The organism is Serratia sarumanii (assembly GCF_029962605.1).
GTDB classification, from domain to species: Bacteria; Pseudomonadota; Gammaproteobacteria; order Enterobacterales; family Enterobacteriaceae; genus Serratia; species Serratia sarumanii.
The window spans coordinates 250,917-273,109 of sequence record NZ_CP124750.1 but is presented as its reverse complement, the minus strand read 5'-3'; the positions used below and the strand labels follow the sequence as shown (position 1 = coordinate 273,109).

Genomic DNA, 22,193 nt, shown 5'->3' with positions numbered 1-22,193 from the left:
CATGCTGAAAATCGCCGATACCACTTTTACCTCGCGCCTGTTCACCGGCACCGGCAAGTTCGCCACCCCGGCGTTGATGCTGGAGGCGCTGGCGGCCTCCGGCTCACAGCTGGTGACCATGGCCATGAAGCGCGTCGATCTGCGCGGCGGCAACGACGCCATTTTGGCGCCGCTGCAGCGGCTGGGCGTAAGGCTATTGCCCAACACCTCCGGCGCCAAAACGGCCGCCGAAGCGGTGTTCGCCGCCCGGCTGGCGCGCGAAGCGCTCGGCACCCACTGGGTGAAGCTGGAGATCCATCCCGATGTGAAATACCTGCTGCCGGATCCGATAGAAACGTTGAAGGCGGCGGAAACGCTGGTGAAAGACGGTTTTGTGGTGCTGCCCTACTGCGGCGCCGATCCGGTGCTGTGCAAACGGCTGGAAGAGGTGGGTTGCGCGGCGGTGATGCCGCTCGGCGCCCCTATCGGCTCCAACCGCGGTCTGCGCACCCGTGACTTCCTCGAGATCATCATCGAGCAGGCCAAGGTGCCGGTGGTGGTCGACGCCGGCATCGGCGCGCCGAGCCACGCGCTGGAAGCGATGGAGCTGGGCGCCGACGCGGTGCTGGTGAATACCGCCATCGCCGTAGCGCGCGACCCGGTGCAAATGGCACGGGCGTTTCGCCTGGCGCTGGAGGCCGGCGAGCTGGCGCGCAGCGCCGGATTGGGTGCCAGCCAGCGCGGTGCGGCCGCCTCCAGCCCGCTGACCGCCTTCCTCAGCCAACCAGAGGAGACGCAGTGATGGCCGACGATTTCAGTAGCCGCTGGCAACAGCTGGATTGGGACGACATTACGCTGCGCATCAACGGCAAAACCGCACGCGACGTGGAACGCGCGTTGACCGCCGACAAGCTGACGCGCGACGACTTTATGGCGCTGATCTCCCCCGCCGCCGCGCCGTATCTGGAACCGCTGGCGCAGCGCGCGCAGCAGCTGACCCGTCAGCGCTTCGGCAACGTCGTCAGCTTCTATGTGCCGCTGTACCTTTCTAACCTGTGCGCCAACGACTGCACCTACTGCGGCTTTTCGATGAGCAACCGCATCAAGCGCAAAACGCTGGACGCGGCGGAGATCGCACGCGAGTGCGAAGCCATCAAGGCGCTGGGGTTCGAGCACCTGTTGCTGGTCACCGGCGAACATCAGAGCAAGGTTGGCATGGACTATTTCCGTCAGCACATTCCGGCTATCCGCCGCCACTTCAGCTCGCTGATGATGGAAGTGCAGCCGCTGGCGCAGGACGAGTACGCCGAACTGAAAGCGCTGGGCCTGGACGGCGTGCTGGTGTATCAGGAAACCTACCATCCGGCCACCTATCTGCAGCACCATCTGCGCGGGCAGAAGCAGGATTTTCATTGGCGCCTGGCCACGCCGGATCGCCTGGGGCGCGCCGGGATCGACAAGATCGGCCTCGGTGCGTTGATCGGCCTGTCCAACAGCTGGCGCACCGACTGCTACCTGCTGGCGGAACATCTGTTCTACCTGCAGCAAACCTACTGGCAGAGCCGCTACTCGATCTCGTTCCCGCGTCTGCGCCCCTGCGCCGGCGGCATTGAGCCGGCGTCGATCATGAGCGAGCCTCAGTTGGTGCAGCTGATCTGCGCCTTCCGGCTGTTCGCGCCGGACGTTGAGCTGTCGCTGTCTACGCGTGAGTCGCCGTACTTCCGCGATCACATGATCCCGGTGGCGATCAACAGCGTCAGCGCCGGATCCAAGACGCAGCCCGGCGGCTATGCCGACGACGTGCCGCCGGAGTTGGAACAGTTCGAGCCGCACGACGGCCGCACGCCACAGCAGGTCGCCGAGGCCATCAGCAACGCCGGGCTGCAGCCGGTGTGGAAAGACTGGGACGGTTATCTGGGACGCAGCACGCAATAAGCGGCAACGTTTACCGCCGCGTGAAGAAAACGCTGGAGCGGCCGCGCAATGCCGAACGCCGGCGCTGGCGCCGGTAACCTCCCCGGCTATAGTGACCTTGCCGACCGCCAAACCCGGCGTCGGCCGGGGCCGTCACCCTCTCGATGGCCCCGCCTTATCCCATCCCGGATCGCGCCGGAGCTTCTCTTGCGCGACGCCGGGCCCTCGTCCGCGGCAACGCGCATATGGCGTATCGCGGCCGGTAAGGGCGTACGGGCAGATTGCCTTGTCGGCTAATGGGCAGTCAGAAAGATGGCATAACGATGTGCGGCACTCACTCAGGAGTGATACTCATAGAGCGCTGTGGCGGCAGAAAAGTGGGAACGAGGATAAGAAGGTACAGCGACGAAGAGAGATTCGAGTGGTCATCCCCGGTGCTGCCATTGGCCCTGGTGTTGGCCGCGGATCTTTTTGCCGCCTGCTCCCTGCTTACGGACAAGAGCAGGCGGTTTATTTTGTGAGACTGGCACCCCCCCAGGACGCGAATCACACAGTATGTGCGCTAATTAACCATACAAACGATTAAATGTGAATGTCTTTTGAGTGTTTTTTTATTTTGCATCGAGTGTATTTTGAGTTTGACAAGCAAAATCAAACTGATATCGCTGCAACCCCCAGTCATCATCTATAATCCAGCACGGGTCCTCGCGCAGGTTTTTCAGCGCTCGCGGTCAACATCAAAAAAAGCCAAGGTTGTCATGAAGAAAACGCCAAATTACATCGATGCAATCAGCGCGTTGCTCACTCTGAAAGGAGTTGGCGACAGAAAGCATGCCTCCACGATGGCCAACATACTGAACCTTCAGTACAACAGCGCCAAACAGAAGCTGGATGGCAAAAGAGGCATCACCCTCGATGAAGTCAAAAAGGTATTTCAGTACTTCAACGAGCCGTTTGCCGGCCAAAGGACGCATAACGCCGTCTTTATCATGAACAGCATTCACAAGCGCTGCAATATTGAGGTTGACGAGCGCCCGGTCACGCAAGCGGACAACGACGAAACCTACGCCTGCAAAAAAGACGATCTTTTCATCATCAACACCAATCGGGAACATGCCGCCGAGGCTCCGCTGTACAAAGTCAACAAGATAGACTTTCTGCCGGCCCCGCGTATCGCGATCCTGGACAATGATGGGGATATTCTCGAACTGTTGAAGAAGATCGCCAGCCGATACGGCATCGAGACTGAGACCTTTCAGACGGCGGACGCCATGCTGGCCGCGCTGGAACAGCAGTCCTTTGAGGCGTTTATTCTGGACTGGCTGTTGGATTTCGGCGAGACCTCCGAACGCGTTGTGAAGAAAATTAAAGACGCCCTCGATCCGCACGCCCGCATCATCATTCTGACCGGCCAGCTGAATCACTACGAGAAAAACATCGGCGATATGATCCTGCACTATGACGTACATCTGGTGGAAAAACCGACCAAGCCGCTGATTATCTCCTCGCTGCTGCTGTCGAACCTATTCTTTAATTAGTTTGACCGGGATGCGGATCAAAAACGATGAGCCCACTCCTTCGACGGATTTGGCTTTAATGGTACCTTTCATCGTCGTGACGTAATTTTTGATAATGGTCAGCCCCAGCCCCAACCCCTGCCGCGTTTCCCTTTCCACCCCCTGATTGAACGCCTTATACAACCGATCCAGATTTTTGACGTTAAACCCGATGCCGGTGTCTTTTACCCGCAAATACAGATTGCCGTGACATACCTTCACGTTAAGGGTTATCGCGCCGCGGTGGGTAAATTTGTCCGCGTTGCTGAGCAGGTTGGCCAATATTCGGTAGAGCTTGTATTTATCAGAACCAATCAGGCCGGCATAAGACGAACGGTGAATCACGAGACGATTGCCGCGCCCGGCGCCGATGCCGGTTACGGCATCGTCCACCACCTCATTCAGCCGGAAGGTGGAAATATTGATTTTGACTTCCCCCATCTCAAGCCGCGAATAATCCATCACCTCGCGCGTTTGTTCGGCGATCTTATTGCCGTGATAGGAGATCAGGCGGGCTTCTTTTTTCAACTCTTCCTGCGCCAGCTCGTGCTCCATGATATCCGCGGCAATGACGATGGCCTGAGTCGAGCCGGCGATCTCGTGGTAGATGGAAGAGATAAAGATGTTCTTGTTCTTGATGATCTCTTTTAACGAGAAGGCATTTCTCAGCACCAGGAACATCATCAGAAACACCAAAATCAACGAAAAGAGGGCGAACATCTCGGCTTTACTCGAATTCTCCTGGATGATGCCTTTCACTTCGGTAAAGTTTTTAATCTGTATCCGATAAATAATTTCCTGGATATCGACCAGCGTGCCCTCGATATCATCCATATAAGAGAGAATGTCCGCCTTGTTTTTCTGCCCCACCAGCAAGCCGGCGGAGAGATCGTCCAACGTGCGGTACTGCTGCTTCAGCAGCGCAACATTCTTGATGAACTCGTCGTCGTAATAAAAAGAGTCGCTGAAGGTAGAACGGCTCTCCAGGATCTGAATCTTCGAGTAGAAGATTTTCTTTTTGATCTGGAAGGCGTCGTAGTCGTTGTTTTCACTGAGCAGCAGCGCGGTTTTGGTTCTTTCAAACGCCAGAAAGAGGATCTCGGCCACCGAGTAGTTGTCCAGATTGGGCTCGATCTGCTTATAGCGTTCTTTTACGCCGCCGAAGTTAATGGCAATCAACAAAATCAATAAGGAGAAGATGGCAACCAACGCGATAAGAGTACCGATCAGTTTTTTGCTCATCTTATTTCAGCTCCAACCGTTTAACTTGCCAGACGGTTTTCGCGTTCACATCCAGGTTATTCAGCTCGGCGTAGCTATCGCGCGGATAAATAATGGCGAACGGCCCCAGTTCCCCCACGTCGATCGGCTTGCCGCCGCGCTGATAGGCGACGATCACGCGGTATTTAGTCATCTCGTCAATCGGCATCGAATAGGAGTAATCATCCCAGGCGAAAGCGCGCACCGACTGGCCTTTCAGATGATAGGCTTTCACCAGCTCCGCAAGCTCAACGCCGGTGAACGTATCTTCCGGGGTGAAATTGGTCGAGGTTTTAATCGTGTGCGACGGCATCGCCTCCAGCATCTGCCGGGTTATCTTGATCTTCTCGCCGTCGAGCGGCTTCAGGTAAAAGTAGTCAACGGCCGCATACAGCGGCGCGCTGAACAGCGAAAGCAGCAGTAACGTCATCAATCCGTTGATTTTCATCAGTCACCCTCTTGGCGTTTCACCAGTTCGACCTGGCCGAATTCATCCTGCCCGACCACGGCCCAGCCGTGATGTTGATAAAAGCCTTCGGCTTTGGAGCCGGGATCGGTGGTTAAGTGGATCGCTTCGGCGCCGTGTTCAAACATCCAGTGAGTGATCCGTGCCAGCAAGGCGGAGCCGATCCCCTTCGACTGGTATTCCGGCTTCACGAACAGGCCGCCGATCAGCGGTTCAGGGATGAATAGCCCGAAGCCAACGCCGGCATAGTCGTCGCCATGCTTGCAGATCCAGCCGCCGCCCTGGTTGATGTCCTCCAGCGCCTGTTTGCGCTGCAGATACTGGATCTGATGCGGATGCAGCAGGTTTTCCTCAACGGAAAAGCGGATCTCATACAGGTAAGGCAGGTGTTGCGCCGTCAATTTTTCGAAGGTAATGAGGCTGTCCATGTTCGCACTGTCCTTGGTTGTCAGGTAAAAAGCGCCGGTCAATTTCTGCTGTAACCATAGTAGCAAAGTTTGCTCGGCCCCGGCATGAGGCGAAAAAAAACCGCCCCCGAGGGGGCGGTTTATCTGGCGATGGGCCCGGCATGCCGGGCCCGCGGCGCGGATGACGATTACTCGTCGTCGCTGCCGCCCAGGCCTGCGTTGAGCAGCTCGGCCAGGTTAGCCGTCGCTTCTTCCGCGCTGACTTGCGGAACAACCGGCGCTTCACCCTGAGCACGGCGACGCATGCGATCCTGATGATAAGCGTAACCGGTACCGGCTGGGATCAGACGGCCCACGATGACGTTCTCTTTCAGGCCACGCAGTTCATCACGCTTGCCGGCTACGGCAGCTTCGGTCAGAACGCGCGTCGTTTCCTGGAACGATGCAGCGGAGATGAAGGACTCGGTCGCCAAGGAAGCCTTGGTGATACCCAGCAGATCGCGCGAGAAGGTTGCCGGGATCTTACCTTCAGCTTCCAGCTGACGGTTGGCAATCTTGACGCGAGACACTTCAGCCTGCTCGCCTTCCAGGAACTCGGAGCCACCAGCGCTAACGATAGTGCCTTTACGCAGCATCTGACGAACGATAACTTCGATGTGCTTATCGTTAATCTTAACGCCTTGCAGACGGTAAACTTCCTGCACTTCGTTGGTGATGTAGCGGGTAACCGCATGCACGCCACGCAGACGCAGAATGTCGTGCGGAGACTCTGGGCCGTCGGATACGACGTCGCCACGTTCCACCACTTCGCCTTCGAACACGTTAAGCTGACGCCATTTCGGAATCATCTCTTCGTAAGCGTCGCTGCCGTCCAGCGGAGAGATCACCAGGCGACGTTTGCCTTTGGTCTCTTTACCGAACGAGATAATCCCGCTGATTTCAGCCAGGATTGCCGGCTCTTTCGGACGACGTGCTTCGAACAGGTCGGCAACGCGCGGCAGACCACCGGTAATATCCTTGGTACCGCCGGATTCCTGAGGAATACGCGCCAGGGTATCACCCGCACCGATCTGAATGCCGTCTTCCAGCTGAACGATCGCTTTGCCCGGGAGGAAGTATTGAGCAGGCATATCGGTGCCTGGGATCAATACGTCTTCGCCCTGAGCGTCAACGATTTTCAGTGCCGGACGCAGGTCTTTACCGCTACCGGTACGCTCTGCGCTGTCCAGAACTACCAGAGAGGACAAACCGGTCAGTTCGTCGGTCTGGCGAGTAATGGTCTGGCCGTCGACCATGTCCGCGAAGCGAATGAAGCCGCTGACTTCACTGATGACCGGCATGGTGTGCGGATCCCAGTTAGCGACGGTTTCGCCGCCGTTAACTTCTTCACCGTCGCCTTTGCCCATCACGGCACCGTAAGGCACCTTGTAGCTTTCTTTGGTACGGCCGAATTCGTCGATCAGTTTCAGTTCGGTGTTACGCGAGGTGATCACCAGCTTGCCCGCAGCGTTCATAACGAACTTCGCGTTGCTCAGCTTGATGCTACCCTTGTTTTTCACCTGGATGCTGGATTCAGCAGCCGCACGAGATGCCGCACCACCGATGTGGAACGTACGCATCGTCAGCTGTGTACCCGGCTCACCGATGGACTGTGCCGCGATAACGCCGATGGCTTCACCTTTGTTGATGATGTGGCCACGTGCCAGGTCGCGACCGTAGCAGTTTGCGCACACACCAAAGTCGGTTTCACAGCTCACCACGGAACGGACTTTAACGCTGTCGACAGAGTTCTCTTCCAACAGGTCACACGCCTTCTCGTTCAGCAGGGTGTTGCGTGGCACCAGAATGTCCGCCGTACCCGGCTTGAGGACGTCTTCTGCCGTCACACGGCCCAGAACGCGTTCACGCAGCGGCTCTTTCACGTCGCCACCTTCGATAACCGGAGTCATCAGGATGCCGTCGTGGGTGCCACAGTCGTCTTCGGTCACAACCAGATCCTGCGCCACGTCAACCAGACGACGGGTCAGATAACCGGAGTTCGCGGTTTTCAGTGCGGTATCCGCCAGACCTTTACGAGCACCGTGGGTGGAGATGAAGTACTGGAGTACGTTCAGACCTTCACGGAAGTTCGCGGTGATTGGCGTTTCGATGATGGAGCCGTCCGGCTTCGCCATCAGACCACGCATACCGGCCAGCTGACGAATCTGAGCGGCGGAACCACGCGCACCGGAGTCGGCCATCATAAAGATGCTGTTGAAGGAAACTTGCTGTTCCACTTCGCCGTCACGGTTAACCACGTCTTCTACCGACAGGTTTTCCATCATCGCTTTCGCAACGCGTTCGTTCGCTGCAGCCCAGATATCGATCACTTTGTTGTAGCGTTCGCCGGCGGTAACCAGACCAGACTGGAACTGCTCCTGGATCTCGGCAACTTCGGTTTCCGCTTCTTCGATGATCTCCGCTTTCTTGGCCGGGATAACCATGTCGTCGATACCTACGGAAGCGCCGGAACGGGCTGCGTAAGCAAAACCGGTGTACATGATCTGGTCAGCAAAGATAACGGTCGGCTTCAGGCCCAGGATGCGGTAACAGGTGTTCAGCATCTTGGAGATCGCTTTCTTGCCCAAAGGCTGGTTAACGATCGCGTACGGCAGACCTTTCGGTACGATCATCCACAGGATGGCGCGGCCGATGGTGGTGTCGATGATGCTGGTCTGAGAAGTCCATTCGCCTTCGGCGTTTTTGACGTCTTCGGTGATACGCACTTTAACGCGCGCATGCAGAGACGCCAGGCCGGCGCGGTAAACACGCTCAGCTTCTTTGGAACCGTTCAGCACCATGCCTTCGCCCTTGGCGTTAACACAGTCGCGGGTCATGTAGTACAGACCCAGTACAACGTCCTGAGAAGGAACGATGATTGGCTCGCCGTTCGCAGGGGACAGGATGTTGTTGGTGGACATCATCAGCGCACGCGCTTCCAGCTGGGCTTCCAGCGTCAGCGGTACGTGAACGGCCATCTGGTCACCATCGAAGTCGGCGTTATAGGCCGCACAAACCAGCGGGTGCAGCTGGATCGCTTTACCTTCGATCAGAACCGGTTCAAACGCCTGGATACCCAAACGGTGCAGGGTTGGTGCACGGTTCAGCAGTACCGGGTGTTCGCGGATCACTTCGTCCAGGATATCCCAAACGACGGCTTCTTCACGCTCAACCATTTTCTTGGCGGCTTTGATGGTGGTGGCCAGGCCACGCAGCTCCAACTTGCCGTAGATGAACGGTTTGAACAGCTCCAGCGCCATCTTTTTAGGCAGACCGCACTGATGCAGGCGCAGGTATGGACCTACGGTGATTACGGAACGGCCGGAGTAGTCAACGCGTTTACCGAGCAGGTTCTGACGGAAACGACCCTGCTTACCTTTGATCATGTCGGCCAAAGATTTCAGAGGACGTTTGTTGGAACCGGTGATGGCACGACCGCGACGGCCGTTATCCAGCAGGGCGTCTACCGCTTCTTGCAGCATACGCTTTTCGTTGCGCACGATGATGTCCGGCGCAGCCAGATCCAGCAGGCGTTTCAGACGGTTGTTACGGTTGATCACGCGGCGATACAGATCGTTCAGATCCGAGGTCGCGAAACGACCGCCATCCAGCGGAACCAGAGGACGCAGATCCGGCGGCAGTACCGGCAGCACGGTCAGGATCATCCACTCCGGTTTGTTACCGGACTGCACGAACGCTTCCAGCAGCTTGATACGCTTGGTCAGCTTCTTGCGCTTGGTTTCGGAGTTGGTTTCGTTCAGCTCTTCACGCAGCTGCTCGCACTCGGCTTCCAGATCCATGTTTTTCAACAGGGCCTGAATAGCTTCCGCACCCATCTTGGCGTCGAATTCGTCACCAAACTCTTCCAGCGCGTCCAGATACTGCTCTTCGGTCAGGATCTGACGACGCTCGAGGTTGGTCATACCGCCTTCGACCACCACATAGGATTCGAAGTACAGTACGCGTTCGATGTCACGCAGCGGCATATCCAGCAGCAAACCGATGCGGGATGGCAGCGATTTCAGGAACCAGATGTGCGCAGTCGGCGAAGCCAGCTCGATGTGGCCCATGCGCTCACGACGCACTTTGGTCTGGGTCACTTCAACGCCGCACTTCTCACAGATCACGCCGCGGTGTTTCAAGCGCTTGTACTTACCGCACAGGCACTCGTAATCTTTTACCGGCCCGAAGATACGGGCGCAGAAAAGGCCGTCACGCTCTGGTTTGAACGTACGGTAGTTAATGGTTTCCGGCTTCTTAACTTCACCGAACGACCACGAACGGATCATGTCTGGCGAGGCCAGAGCAATCTTGATCGCATCAAACTCTTCGGTCTTAGTTTGCGCTTTCAGAAACTTCAATAAGTCTTTCACGGATTGGCTCCTGTCGGAGTTAAACCTGTTGGGTACCCACAACCGCAGTAGATACCCGTGTGACCTGAACAACCACCCTCAGGCTCCCTTAGGCGGGGAGCCTGAGCCGGCATGACGATTACTCGTCTTCCAGTTCGATGTTGATGCCGAGCGAGCGGATTTCTTTCAACAGTACGTTGAAGGATTCCGGCATGCCTGGCTCCATCCGGTGGTCGCCATCCACGATGTTTTTGTACATCTTGGTACGGCCGTTAACGTCATCCGACTTAACGGTGAGCATTTCCTGCAGGGTATAAGCCGCGCCGTATGCTTCCAGTGCCCACACTTCCATCTCACCGAAGCGTTGACCACCGAACTGCGCTTTACCACCCAGAGGTTGCTGAGTCACCAAGCTGTAAGAACCGGTTGAACGGGCGTGCATTTTATCGTCAACCAAGTGGTTCAGTTTCAGCATGTACATATAGCCGACAGTAACCTGGCGCTCGAATTGCTCACCGGTACGGCCATCGAACAGCGTGATCTGACCGGAAGTCGGGATACCGCCCATTTCCAGCAGTTGCTTGATTTCAGTCTCTTTCGCACCGTCAAACACCGGCGTTGCGATCGGCATACCTTTTTTCAGGTTCTCTGCCAGACGCAGCACTTCGTCGTCGCTGAAGGTGTTCAGGTCAACTTTCTGGCAAACGTCGTCGCCCAGATCGTAGGCCTTCTGGATGAACTCACGCAGCTTGGCCACTTCCTGCTGCTGCTTCAGCATCTGGTTGATCTTCTCACCGATGCCTTTCGCAGCCATACCCAGGTGGGTTTCCAGGATCTGACCGATGTTCATACGTGATGGTACGCCCAGCGGGTTCAGTACGATGTCTACCGGCGTGCCGTTTTCATCGTAAGGCATATCTTCGATCGGGTTGATCTTGGAGATAACACCCTTGTTACCGTGGCGGCCCGCCATCTTGTCACCCGGTTGGATCTGACGTTTAACGGCCAGATAAACCTTGACGATTTTCAGCACGCCCGGCGCCAGATCGTCGCCCTGAGTGATCTTACGACGCTTGGCTTCCAGCTTCTTCTCGAAGTCAGATTTCAGTTCGTCGTACTGCTCAGCCAGCTGCTCCAGCTGGTTTTGCTTCTCTTCGTCGGTCAGGCCCAGTTCCAGCCAGCGATCGCGCGGCAGCTTGCTCAGCTTGTCGGCTTCGATGCCACCGGCAACCAGCACCGCGTGGATACGCGCAAACAGGCCGGCTTCCAGGATCTGCAGTTCTTCAGTCAGGTCTTTCTTCGCCTGCTTCAGCTGCATCTCTTCGATTTCCAACGCGCGCTTGTCTTTTTCCACGCCATCGCGGGTGAAGACCTGCACGTCGATAACCGTACCGGAAACGCCGTTCGGTACACGCAGAGAAGAGTCTTTAACGTCAGACGCTTTCTCACCGAAGATCGCACGCAGCAGTTTCTCTTCCGGCGTCAGCTGGGTTTCGCCTTTAGGCGTTACCTTACCGACCAGAATGTCACCGCCGGTCACTTCAGCACCGATATACACGATACCGGATTCATCCAGCTTGGAGAGCGCAGCTTCACCCACGTTAGGGATGTCGGCAGTGATCTCTTCAGGCCCCAGCTTGGTGTCGCGAGACACGCACGCCAGTTCCTGGATGTGGATGGTGGTGAAGCGATCTTCCTGCACCACGCGCTCGGAGACCAAGATGGAGTCTTCGAAGTTGTAGCCGTTCCAAGGCATGAACGCTACGCGCATGTTCTGGCCCAGTGCCAGTTCGCCCAGGTCTGTCGATGGGCCATCCGCCAGCACGTCGCCGCGCTCGATTGGCTCACCCAGATTCACACACGGCATCTGGTTGATGCAGGTGTTCTGGTTAGAACGGGTGTACTTGGTCAGGTTGTAAATATCGATACCTGCTTCGCCCGGGTACATCTCGTCTTCGTTAACTTTGATAACGATACGGGAAGCATCCACGTACTGGATCACACCGCCGCGTTTGGCAACGGCGGTTACGCCGGAGTCAACCGCTACGGCGCGTTCCATACCGGTACCGACCAGCGGCTTGTCAGCGCGCAGGGTCGGTACGGCCTGACGTTGCATGTTCGCACCCATCAATGCACGGTTGGCGTCATCGTGTTCCAGGAATGGAATCAGTGAAGCACCAACGGAAACAACCTGCTGGGTGGATACGTCCATGTAGTCAACCTGGTCGCGGCTGAACAGGCTTGATTCGCCTTTGCTGCGGCAGGTGACCAGGTCTTCTACGAAGCGGCCTTCTTCATCCAGGTTGGAGTTCGCCTGGGCGATAACGAAGTTGCCTTCTTCAATAGCAGACAGGTAGTTGATTTCATCGGTCACCACGCCGTCACGCACGCGGCGGTACGGGGTTTCCAGGAAGCCATACTCGTTAGTCTGTGCGTACACGGACAGGGAGTTGATCAGACCGATGTTTGGACCTTCCGGCGTTTCGATTGGGCACACGCGGCCGTAGTGGGTCGGGTGTACGTCTCGAACTTCAAAGCCGGCGCGCTCACGGGTCAGACCGCCCGGGCCCAGTGCGGAGATACGGCGCTTGTGCGTGATCTCGGACAGCGGGTTGTTCTGGTCCATGAACTGGGACAGCTGGCTGGAGCCGAAGAACTCTTTCACCGCCGCCGAAATCGGCTTGGCGTTGATCATGTCCTGAGGCATCAGGGTATCCAGATCGCCCAGAGACAGACGCTCCTTCACCGCACGCTCAACACGCACCAGACCTACGCGGAACTGGTTCTCGGCCATTTCGCCGACGGAACGGATACGACGGTTGCCCAAGTGGTCGATATCGTCCACTTCGCCCTTGCCGTTACGGATATCGATGAGCTTCTTCATCACTTCGATGATGTCGTCTTTGCTCAGGATGCCCGAACCTTCGATCTCGTCGCGCAGCAGAGAACGGTTGAACTTCATACGGCCAACCGCGGACAGATCGTAGCGGTCTTCGGAGAAGAACAGGTTCTCGAACAGGCTTTCGGCAGCTTCGCGCGTTGGCGGCTCACCAGGGCGCATCATGCGGTAGATTTCTACCAACGAGCTCAGACGATCGGTGGTCGGATCGACGCGCAGCGTTTCAGAGATGTACGCGCCGTGATCCAGATCGTTGGTGAACAGCGTTTCGATGCGCTTGTGGCCGGACTGGCTCAACTTGGCCAGCAGATCCAGCGACAGCTCCATGTTGGCTGCGCAGATCAGTTCGCCGGTATTGGTATCGATATAGTCTTTCGCGACCACTTTGCCCGCGATGTACTCTACCGGTACTTCAATGCTCTGAATGTCGTCTTTTTCCAGCTGACGGATATGACGAGCGGTGATGCGACGGCCTTTCTCTACGTAGATCTTGCCGTTGGCTTCGATGTCGAACGAAGCGGTCTCACCACGCAGGCGCTCTGGCACCAGCTCCATCTGCAGCTTGTTGTCACGGATTTCGAAGACGATCTTGTCAAAGAACAGGTCGAGGATCTGTTCAGTGGTGTAGTTCAGCGCGCGCAGAATGATGGTCGCAGGCAGTTTGCGGCGACGGTCAATACGCACGAACAGGTTGTCCTTCGGATCGAACTCGAAGTCCAACCATGAACCGCGGTAAGGGATGATGCGTGCGTTGTACAGCACTTTACCCGAGGAGTGGGTTTTACCCTTATCGCTGTCGAAGAATACGCCAGGACTACGGTGCAACTGAGATACGATAACCCTCTCAGTACCGTTGATCACAAAGGTGCCGTTTTCGGTCATGAGCGGAATTTCGCCCATGTAGACTTCTTGTTCCTTGATGTCTTTGACCGTACCTTCAGGCGCTTCGCGCTCATAGATAACCAGGCGCAGTTTTACGCGCAGCGGTGCAGAGAACGTCACACCACGGATCTGGCACTCTTTGACGTCGAAGACCGGCTCACCAAGACGGTAGCTAACGTATTGCAGCTCCGAATTGCCACTGTAGCTCTGGATAGGGAAAACAGAACGGAATGCGGCTTCAAGGCCGTACTGCCCTTCTGGATCTTGCTCGATAAACTTCTGGAACGAGTCAAGCTGGATAGAAAGGAGATATGGTATGTCCAGCACTTGTGGACGTTTACCAAAATCCTTACGAATACGTTTTTTCTCGGTATAGGAGTAAACCATAGGGTTCCTCAGCTCGCTGATCAGTGACCCAATCTGTCCGTCCGATTAGGGACAGTTCATGCAACACCGTTTTGTCGACCGGAAAGCGGGAACACTTTCCGCAATGTCTCTTGCTATCACGCTTAAACCATTTCATCGCGTCTTCCCCCAGAACTCCTGGTAGTGCAAAGACCGCGGTATATTAAGTCGTCAATAGAAACAAACATTGGGAGGCGAAACCAGCAGCCAAACAGTGTGAAACGCTACTGGCGCCCTACAGCGCAAAAAGGCTGGTGACTAAAAAGTCACCAGCCATCAGCCTAAAAGACTAGGCTGCAACCGGAAAGGTTGGCTTATTTAACTTCAACTTCAGCGCCAGCTTCTTCCAGAGATTTTTTCAGAGCTTCTGCGTCATCTTTGCTCACGCCTTCTTTCAGAGCGGCTGGAGCAGATTCAACCAGGTCTTTAGCTTCTTTCAGACCCAGGCCGGTAGCGCCACGTACTGCTTTGATAACAGCAACTTTGTTAGCGCCAGCAGCTTTCAGGATAACGTCGAATTCAGTTTTCTCTTCAGCAGCTTCAGCCGGGCCAGCAGCTACAGCTACAGCAGCAGCAGCAGAAACGCCGAATTTTTCTTCCATAGCGGAAACCAGTTCAACAACGTCCATTACGGACATAGCGGCAACTGCTTCCAGGATTTGGTCTTTAGTGATAGACATAACAATTGTTCCTAAAATTCAGAAATAGTTTAAATACGTTAGCAAAGGCTAAGAAAGAATGGCTTACGCCGCTTCTTTCTGATCGCGTACTGCAGCCAGAGTGCGAACCAGTTTGCCGGCAGCGGCTTCTTTCATGGTTGCCATCAGGCGTGCGATCGCTTCTTCGTAAGTTGGCAGCGTCGCCAGGCGGTCGATTTGCGCCGCTGGGATCAGCTCACCTTCAAAGGCCGCAGCTTTAACCTCGAATTTTGCATTCGCTTTCGCGAACTCTTTGAACAGACGAGCAGCAGCGCCCGGGTGTTCGTGAGAGAATGCAATCAAGGTTGGACCGACAAACGTGTCTTTCAGGCATTCGAATGGAGTGCCTTCAACTACGCGACGCATCAGGGTGTTGCGAACAACACGCATGTAAACGCCAGCTTCACGACCTGCTTTACGCAGTTCAGTCATTTTATCTACGGTAACGCCGCGGGAATCCGCAACAACCGCAGACAGCGCGCCTTTGGCTACTTCGCTGACTTCAGCAACAATCGCTTGTTTGTCTTGAAGATTTAATGCCATTAGCTTTTTGCTCCTGGATTAGCCGGGGAAAATCCCCCGGAACTCACTTCACTCGGCGCTTTGTAAAACGCCACGCCGAGCGGCTTAACACGGTGAGCAGAATCCAGCAAAGACATTCTTTTATAAAAAAGAAAAATTTTCTTAGGCTCTGTCACCGTCTACGCAGGAAGGATTAAGTATCTTGCGATACACCTGCGGTCTTGGACGGAGGCCTGGATAGGCCAGGCTCCAACCGAAAAATCTTTGTTTTGCCTACGGCATAGCCAATAGCAAAACCTTGGGGCATAAGATTCTAGACAAATCTTGGCCCCAAGTCAAAGCGATAATCGCAAATGCGATTAGTTCGCTGCAGCAGACAGACCGCTCTGATCGATAGCAACGCCAGCACCCATGGTGGTGGAGAGGCTAACTTTCTTGATGTACATGCCTTTCGCCTGAGAAGGTTTTGCTTTTTTCAGCGCAACCAGCAGGGCTTCCAGGTTTTCTTTCAGTTTGTCTGCGTCGAAATCAACCTTACCGATAGTGGTATGGATGATGCCGTTTTTGTCGTTACGGTAGCGAACCTGACCTGCTTTAGCGTTTTTCACTGCTTCAGCAACGTTCGGAGTAACGGTACCCACTTTCGGGTTTGGCATCAGGCCGCGTGGACCCAGGATCTGGCCCAGTTGACCTACAACGCGCATTGCATCCGGGGAAGCAATAACAACGTCGAAGTTCATTTCGCCTTTCTTGATCTGGTCAGCCAGATCGTCCATACCTACCAGCTCTGCGCCAGCAGCTTTTGCTGCTTCAGCGTTAGCGCCTTGGGCAAATACGGCAACGCGAACGGAACGACCGGTGCCGTGTGGCAGAACGGTAGCGCCACGAACGTTTTGGTCAGATTTACGAGCGTCGATGCCGAGGTTAACGGCAACGTCAACGCTTTCTACGAATTTAGCGGTGGCCAGCTCTTTCAGCAGAGCAACAGCTTCAGCGATGTCATACTGTTTAGTAGCATCAACTTTGTCACGGATCACGCGCATGCGCTTGGTCAGCTTAGCCATCTCTTAATCCTCCACTACCAGGCCCATGGAACGAGCGGTACCTTCGATGGAGCGAGTCATCGCTTCAACGTCAGAACCAGTCATGTCCGCAGCTTTGGTTTCTGCGATTTCACGTACCTGAGCACGAGTCACTTTACCTACTTTGTCTTTGTTCGGCTTACCGGAACCAGACTTGATACCAGCCGCTTTTTTCAGCAGAACGGCTGCTGGCGGGGTTTTGGTAACGAAAGTGAAGGAGCGATCAGAATAAACGGTGATAACAACCGGAATCGGCAGACCTTTTTCAACGCTGTCAGTCTTAGCGTTGAATGCCTTACAGAATTCCATGATGTTAACGCCCTGCTGACCCAGAGCTGGACCCACTGGTGGGCTCGGGTTCGCCATACCAGCTGCAACTTGCAGCTTGACGTAGGCTTGTACTTTCTTAGCCATTTAAATTTCCTCGGTTTGGGTAGTATCGCCTCGCAAGAGGCTCCCCGTGTTTCACCCCGCCCAACATGCATCAGGCAAGGCATCTAAAAACAAAAGGCGCGAAATTGTAGTTCAATTTCGCGCCTTTGACAAGCGGCTACGGGCCACTCGTTGCTGATTATTCGATCAGCCTTTCTCAACCTGGCTGAAGTCCAGTTCCACCGGCGTTGCACGGCCAAAGATGGAAACGGAAACTTTCAGGCGGCTCTTCTCGTAATCGACTTCCTCGACCACGCCGTTGAAATCGGCAAACGGGCCGTCGTTGACGCGCACCAGCTCGCCCGGTTCGAACAGCGTTTTCGGACGCGGCTTGTCACCAACCTGCTGCAGGCGGTTCATGATCGCATCAACTTCTTTATCGCTGATCGGCGCAGGACGGTCAGACGTACCGCCGATGAACCCCATGACGCGCGGTACGCTGCGCACCAAGTGCCAGCTGGCGTCATTCATCACCATCTGCACCAGCACGTAGCCAGGGAAGAATTTACGCTCGCTCTTGCGACGTTGGCCGCCACGGATTTCAACCACTTCTTCCGTAGGCACCATCACTTCGCCGAACAACTCTTCCATATCGTGCAGTTTGATGTGTTCACGCAGCGATTGTGCTACGCGACCTTCAAAACCGGAAAACGCCTGAACGACGTACCAACGTTTTTTTGGAGCTTCAGACATTTTAGAACCTCAGGCCAGTAATAAACGACACCAGACGGACCAGAATACCATCCAGCCCCCACAGAATCAGTGACATCACGGCGGTTACCGCGGCAACGATCAACGTGGTGTGTAGCGTTTCCTGACGAGTTGGCCAAATCACTTTACGTACTTCGGTACGCGCTTCGCGGGCAAACGCAACGGTGGCTTTGCCTTTGGTGGTCATCAGAGCCACTGCACCTGCAACGGCGATGATCAGCACAACTGCCAGCGCGCGCAATGGCAGGCTTAAATCACGGTAGTAATAGTTACCGACAATAGCCACAACCAACAGAACGGCGACGATCAGCCACTTTGCCGCTTCCAGGCCGCGTCCGCTCCCTTGAGCCTCGGTATTCGCACTCATAAACCAACCTGTCACAATGATGATTCAGAACAAACAACTTTGCCTCGCATTGCGAGGCAAACCAAACCGATCGGATACCGCTTCAGCGCTATCCCGGTGTTTTACGCCATGACGTATTTCAGTCAATACGGTTTAAGAGCCCATCTCACCAATGATTATGACTGCAAAATCGCTGATGAGATAGGTTCTAGTTCACAGCGTAGAAAAAGGGCATCAAATGATGCCCTTTTACCGCGTGTCGCGTCAAACTTTATCAGCGATTAAGCGATAACTTTAGCTACAACACCTGCGCCAACGGTACGGCCGCCTTCACGGATTGCGAAACGCAGACCGTCGTCCATCGCGATTGGGTGAATCAGGGTTACAACCATGTTCACGTTGTCGCCTGGCATTACCATCTCTACGCCTTCTGGCAGTTCGATGGTACCGGTCACGTCAGTGGTACGGAAGTAGAACTGTGGACGGTAGCCTTTGAAGAATGGAGTGTGACGACCACCTTCATCTTTGCTCAGGATGTACACTTCAGATTCGAACTGGGTGTGTGGCTTGATAGAGCCTGGCTTCGCCAGTACCTGACCACGTTCGATTTCTTCACGTTTGATACCACGCAGCAGAACACCTACGTTCTCACCAGCACGGCCTTCGTCCAGCAGTTTGCGGAACATTTCAACGCCAGTACAGGTAGACTTAACGGTGTCTTTGATACCAACGATTTCAACTTCTTCGCCAACTTTGATGATACCGCGCTCAACACGACCGGTAACAACGGTACCACGACCGGAGATGGAGAATACGTCTTCGATTGGCAGCAGGAACGGCTTGTCGATAGCACGCTCTGGCTCTGGGATGTAGCTGTCCAGCGCTTCAGCCAGTTCGATGATTTTCGCTTCCCACTCAGCTTCGCCTTCCAGCGCTTTCAGCGCGGAACCGCGGATTACTGGCAGGTCGTCGCCTGGGAAGTCGTAAGCGGACAGCAGTTCGCGAACTTCCATTTCTACCAGTTCCAGCAGCTCTTCATCATCAACCATGTCGCATTTGTTCATGAATACGATGATGAAAGGAACGCCAACCTGACGACCCAGCAGGATGTGCTCACGGGTCTGAGGCATTGGGCCATCAGTCGCAGCAACTACCAGGATCGCGCCGTCCATCTGCGCAGCACCGGTGATCATGTTTTTCACGTAGTCGGCGTGCCCTGGGCAGTCAACGTGCGCGTAGTGACGAGTCGGGGTGTCATACTCAACGTGAGAGGTGTTGATGGTGATACCACGAGCTTTTTCTTCTGGCGCGTTATCGATCTGGTCGAAAGCACGTGCAGAACCGCCGTAGGTTTTAGCCAGTACGGTAGTGATCGCTGCAGTCAGGGTAGTTTTACCGTGGTCAACGTGGCCGATAGTACCGACGTTAACGTGCGGTTTTGTACGTTCAAACTTTTCTTTAGACATCGATTGTCCCTCTAAGACACGGATAAATCGGTGGTATCACCACATCAACCAAGCATTTGCTCGTTGAATCCAGAACAGAAAGAAAATCAGGGGGCGAGAAATTAAGAAGTGGTGCTGATAGGCAGATTCGAACTGCCGACCTCACCCTTACCAAGGGTGCGCTCTACCAACTGAGCTATATCAGCACATCTTGGAGCGGGCAGTGGGAATCGAACCCACATCATCAGCTTGGAAGGCTGAGGTAATAGCCATTATACGATGCCCGCATCCTGGAACTCGGCTACCTGATTTTTCTGTAGAATTTTGGGATGGAGCAGGATTGTTCATCACTCGGCTCGCATCCTTCGGGCCGGCTGCGCCTTGCGCTGCACAGCTCGAACCTTGCCGAAGGCTTTCGCCCTCTCCTCCCGCTATCAACCGTTGCGGCATTTATCGCATTTCAGTTAATCGCCGAAGGCAAGATTTGGTGGTGGGGGAAGGATTCGAACCTTCGAAGTCTGTGACGGCAGATTTACAGTCTGCTCCCTTTGGCCGCTCGGGAACCCCACCAGATTTTAACTACTTGTGACTTGAATGGTGCCGGCTACCGGAATCGAACTGGTGACCTACTGATTACAAGTCAGTTGCTCTACCTACTGAGCTAAGCCGGCATCAAGTGCAGCGCATTCTAGGTAGAGCGGGCGACCTATGCAACAAAAAAATTGCTTTACGCGCACTTTCGCTCACAAATCAGTCAATTTTGCATACTGTCATGCAATTCGCAGCCTGCAGCGTGCAAACATTCATCACTCGCGGCAATCATTCTCTACAATTTTATCCACTTTTTGCAAGCCTTGAGCGCCGCTTTCTCCGTGTCGGCCTTCTCAAAACACTTAACCCGCAACGGTAAACTGTGAGCGGGATCGATGCACCAAAAAGGGGATACCTGCCCCGGACCAAGGCGTGAGCTACACTGATCCCTCACCCTTTTGCCGTCGTCATGCCTTTCGCCGCTGTGGCTCAGTTATTGCTTCTCTTCATTACCCCCATATCTGGAGGAATGACTCATGAAAATAGTGCCTATCAACGCCGCTACGCTGCCGATTTACCGGGATGAATTAGCCCGCCTGTTGACCGATGCCGTCACGCACGGCGCTTCTGTCGGTTACGACACCTTAATCCCTCACGAAGACGCCGAGAGTTACTTCCACAGTCTGCGACCGGCCCTGGCTAAAGGTGAACTGCTGCTGTGGATTGCCCGCGACGAGCGCGGCGTCGTTGGCACCGTGCAACTCGAACTCTGTCAGAAGCCGAACGGCCGTAATCGTGCGGAGGTGGTGAAGCTGTTGGTGCATAGCCGCGCTCGCCGCAACGGCGTAGGTCAGGCGCTGATGAAGACGCTGGAGCACGTAGCGCTGCAGCAGCAACGCGGGCTATTGTACCTGGATACGCAGGCCGGTTCGGCAGCAGAAGCGCTTTATCGCAGCCTGGGTTATCGCTGTTTGGGCGAGCTGCCGGATTATGCGGCGGGGCCCGATGGGCATTACCATCCGACCGTTATTTATTATAAACGCCTGTTCACCGTGAACCAACCTTCGCGCGCCATCGCCAGTTAACCTTCAGGCGGTATCCGGCCCCGATGATGCCGCCTTGCAACCCCGCTTTATCAACTGCGCGCCGCTTCGCACAATTGACATAAACTGCTGCCTATCGACAACTTTTGCGAAAAAAGTCTACGCCAAAAACGAAGCTGTCTATAATATGCAGCTTGTTTATTCTCTGGAGTTGGCGTCCGGCGCCTTTCCCAACCTGCGTTAACAGGCAGAATTTGGCTTATGATAAAAAGAGATCAATCTTTAGCAACGCCTTACCTACAGTTCGATCGTACCCAATGGGCGGCGTTGCGAGATTCGGTGCCGCTGACGTTGTCGGAAGAAGAGATCGTTAAACTGAAAGGGATTAACGAAGATCTCTCGTTGGAAGAAGTTGCGCAGATTTATCTGCCGCTGTCACGGCTGTTGAACTTCTATATCAGTTCCAACCTGCGCCGACAGGCGGTGCTGGAGCAATTCCTCGGCACCGACGGGCAAAAGATTCCCTATGTCATCGGCATCGCCGGCAGCGTAGCCGTTGGTAAGAGCACGACCGCTCGTCTGTTGCAAGCGTTGCTGAGCCGCTGGCCTGAACATCGCAGCGTGGAGCTGATCACGACCGACGGCTTCTTGCATCCTAATAAGGTGCTGAACGAGCGCGGTCTGATGAAGAAAAAAGGCTTCCCGCAGTCTTACGATATGCATAGCCTGGTGAAATTCGTGTCGGAAGTGAAATCCGGCGCCAAACGCGTCACCGCTCCGGTTTATTCTCATTTGATCTATGACGTTGTGCCCGAAGGTAATAAAGTCATCGAGCAACCGGATATTTTGATCCTGGAAGGGCTTAACGTATTGCAAAGCGGCATGGATTATCCTCACGATCCGCATCGCGTATTCGTTTCCGATTTTGTCGACTTCTCTATATATGTCGATGCCCCGGAGACGCTATTGCAAAGCTGGTATATCAATCGCTTCCTGAAATTCCGTCAAGGCGCATTTTCCAATCCCGATTCTTATTTCCATCACTATTCAAAATTGCCGGAACCGGAAGCGATTAATATCGCCACGCAATTATGGAATGAAATTAACGGATTGAATTTGCAGCAGAATATATTGCCTACACGCGAACGCGCCAGCCTGATCATGACCAAAAGCGCTAACCACGCCGTTGAAAGCGTGCGTTTAAGAAAGTAAGCCTACCGATCG

General features: G+C 54.9%; 17 protein-coding genes, 4 tRNA genes and 1 other RNA gene. 5 read left to right on the top strand and 17 right to left on the bottom strand.

The window, feature by feature from the left end:
• The first annotated feature begins 1 nt into the window (after position 1).
• The 3 genes from SSARUM_RS01250 to SSARUM_RS01240 all read left to right on the top strand — a co-directional run bounded on the left by SSARUM_RS01250 (position 2) and on the right by SSARUM_RS01240 (position 3,431).
• On the top strand, positions 2-781 hold the full coding sequence (locus tag SSARUM_RS01250) for a thiazole synthase (RefSeq protein WP_060431316.1): 780 nt from the start codon (positions 2-4) through the stop codon (positions 779-781).
• On the top strand, positions 781-1,914 hold the full coding sequence (gene thiH / locus SSARUM_RS01245) for a 2-iminoacetate synthase ThiH (protein ID WP_039569784.1): 1,134 nt from the start codon (positions 781-783) through the stop codon (positions 1,912-1,914). Before SSARUM_RS01250 ends, thiH begins: the two co-directional genes overlap by 1 nt.
• Positions 1,915-2,735: 821 nt before the next feature.
• On the top strand, positions 2,736-3,431 hold the full coding sequence (locus SSARUM_RS01240) for a helix-turn-helix domain-containing protein (RefSeq protein ID WP_049212543.1): 696 nt from the start codon (positions 2,736-2,738) through the stop codon (positions 3,429-3,431).
• Here the strand turns inward: SSARUM_RS01240 and SSARUM_RS01235 are convergent.
• The 17 genes from SSARUM_RS01235 to SSARUM_RS01155 form a co-directional block, all read right to left on the bottom strand.
• Entirely contained in the window at positions 3,417-4,691 is a 1,275-nt protein-coding gene (locus SSARUM_RS01235; protein WP_033636723.1) for a sensor histidine kinase, read from the bottom strand. The two genes, SSARUM_RS01240 and SSARUM_RS01235, sit on opposite strands and share 15 nt — an antisense overlap.
• A 1-nt stretch (position 4,692) precedes the next feature.
• Entirely contained in the window at positions 4,693-5,157 is a 465-nt protein-coding gene (locus tag SSARUM_RS01230; protein WP_033655328.1) for a putative pterin-binding protein, read from the bottom strand.
• Positions 5,157-5,603 (bottom strand): GNAT family N-acetyltransferase, encoded by a 447-nt coding sequence (locus tag SSARUM_RS01225; protein ID WP_033649989.1) that lies wholly within the window; start codon positions 5,601-5,603, stop codon positions 5,157-5,159. The genes SSARUM_RS01230 and SSARUM_RS01225 overlap by 1 nt, the downstream gene beginning before the upstream one ends.
• Positions 5,604-5,770: 167 nt before the next feature.
• Positions 5,771-9,994 carry a DNA-directed RNA polymerase subunit beta' gene (rpoC, locus tag SSARUM_RS01220; RefSeq protein WP_021505232.1) on the bottom strand — a complete coding sequence of 1,408 codons (4,224 nt, stop codon included), beginning with the start codon at positions 9,992-9,994 and terminating at the stop codon, positions 5,771-5,773.
• A gap of 118 nt (positions 9,995-10,112) precedes the next feature.
• Positions 10,113-14,141 carry a DNA-directed RNA polymerase subunit beta gene (gene rpoB, locus SSARUM_RS01215; protein WP_033636721.1) on the bottom strand — a complete coding sequence of 1,343 codons (4,029 nt, stop codon included), beginning with the start codon at positions 14,139-14,141 and terminating at the stop codon, positions 10,113-10,115.
• Between the two features lie 332 nt (positions 14,142-14,473).
• Entirely contained in the window at positions 14,474-14,839 is a 366-nt protein-coding gene (gene rplL, locus SSARUM_RS01210) for a 50S ribosomal protein L7/L12 (protein ID WP_004929903.1), read from the bottom strand.
• A gap of 63 nt (positions 14,840-14,902) precedes the next feature.
• Positions 14,903-15,400 (bottom strand): 50S ribosomal protein L10, encoded by a 498-nt coding sequence (rplJ, locus tag SSARUM_RS01205; RefSeq protein WP_004929905.1) that lies wholly within the window; start codon positions 15,398-15,400, stop codon positions 14,903-14,905.
• A gap of 338 nt (positions 15,401-15,738) precedes the next feature.
• Positions 15,739-16,443 (bottom strand): 50S ribosomal protein L1, encoded by a 705-nt coding sequence (gene rplA, locus SSARUM_RS01200; RefSeq protein ID WP_033636720.1) that lies wholly within the window; start codon positions 16,441-16,443, stop codon positions 15,739-15,741.
• Between the two features lie 3 nt (positions 16,444-16,446).
• Positions 16,447-16,875 (bottom strand): 50S ribosomal protein L11, encoded by a 429-nt coding sequence (gene rplK, locus SSARUM_RS01195; protein ID WP_015376316.1) that lies wholly within the window; start codon positions 16,873-16,875, stop codon positions 16,447-16,449.
• A gap of 165 nt (positions 16,876-17,040) precedes the next feature.
• A complete protein-coding gene (gene nusG / locus SSARUM_RS01190) occupies positions 17,041-17,586 on the bottom strand; it encodes a transcription termination/antitermination protein NusG (RefSeq protein WP_004929914.1) in 546 nt (181 codons plus the stop codon).
• 1 nt (position 17,587) lies between these two features.
• Complete coding sequence (gene secE, locus SSARUM_RS01185) at positions 17,588-17,971, bottom strand: preprotein translocase subunit SecE (RefSeq protein ID WP_004929916.1); 384 nt, start codon at positions 17,969-17,971, stop codon at positions 17,588-17,590.
• A 260-nt stretch (positions 17,972-18,231) separates the two neighbouring features.
• Positions 18,232-19,416 (bottom strand): elongation factor Tu, encoded by a 1,185-nt coding sequence (tuf, locus tag SSARUM_RS01180; RefSeq protein WP_015376315.1) that lies wholly within the window; start codon positions 19,414-19,416, stop codon positions 18,232-18,234.
• A gap of 109 nt (positions 19,417-19,525) precedes the next feature.
• Positions 19,526-19,601 (bottom strand) — tRNA-Thr (locus tag SSARUM_RS01175).
• Positions 19,602-19,607: 6 nt separating this feature from the next.
• Positions 19,608-19,682, bottom strand: a tRNA-Gly gene (locus SSARUM_RS01170).
• 36 nt (positions 19,683-19,718) lie between these two features.
• Positions 19,719-19,834, bottom strand: a non-coding RNA gene (locus tag SSARUM_RS01165) — RtT sRNA.
• A gap of 46 nt (positions 19,835-19,880) precedes the next feature.
• Positions 19,881-19,965 (bottom strand) — tRNA-Tyr (locus SSARUM_RS01160).
• A 25-nt stretch (positions 19,966-19,990) separates the two neighbouring features.
• A tRNA-Thr gene (locus tag SSARUM_RS01155) sits at positions 19,991-20,066 on the bottom strand.
• A 396-nt stretch (positions 20,067-20,462) separates the two neighbouring features.
• Here SSARUM_RS01155 and SSARUM_RS01150 point away from each other — a divergent pair.
• Together SSARUM_RS01150 and coaA are read left to right on the top strand one after the other, a co-directional pair.
• A complete protein-coding gene (locus tag SSARUM_RS01150; protein ID WP_033650029.1) occupies positions 20,463-21,011 on the top strand; it encodes a GNAT family N-acetyltransferase in 549 nt (182 codons plus the stop codon).
• Between the two features lie 219 nt (positions 21,012-21,230).
• Positions 21,231-22,181 (top strand): type I pantothenate kinase, encoded by a 951-nt coding sequence (gene coaA, locus SSARUM_RS01145; protein WP_033636718.1) that lies wholly within the window; start codon positions 21,231-21,233, stop codon positions 22,179-22,181.
• The last annotated feature ends 12 nt before the right edge of the window (positions 22,182-22,193 follow it).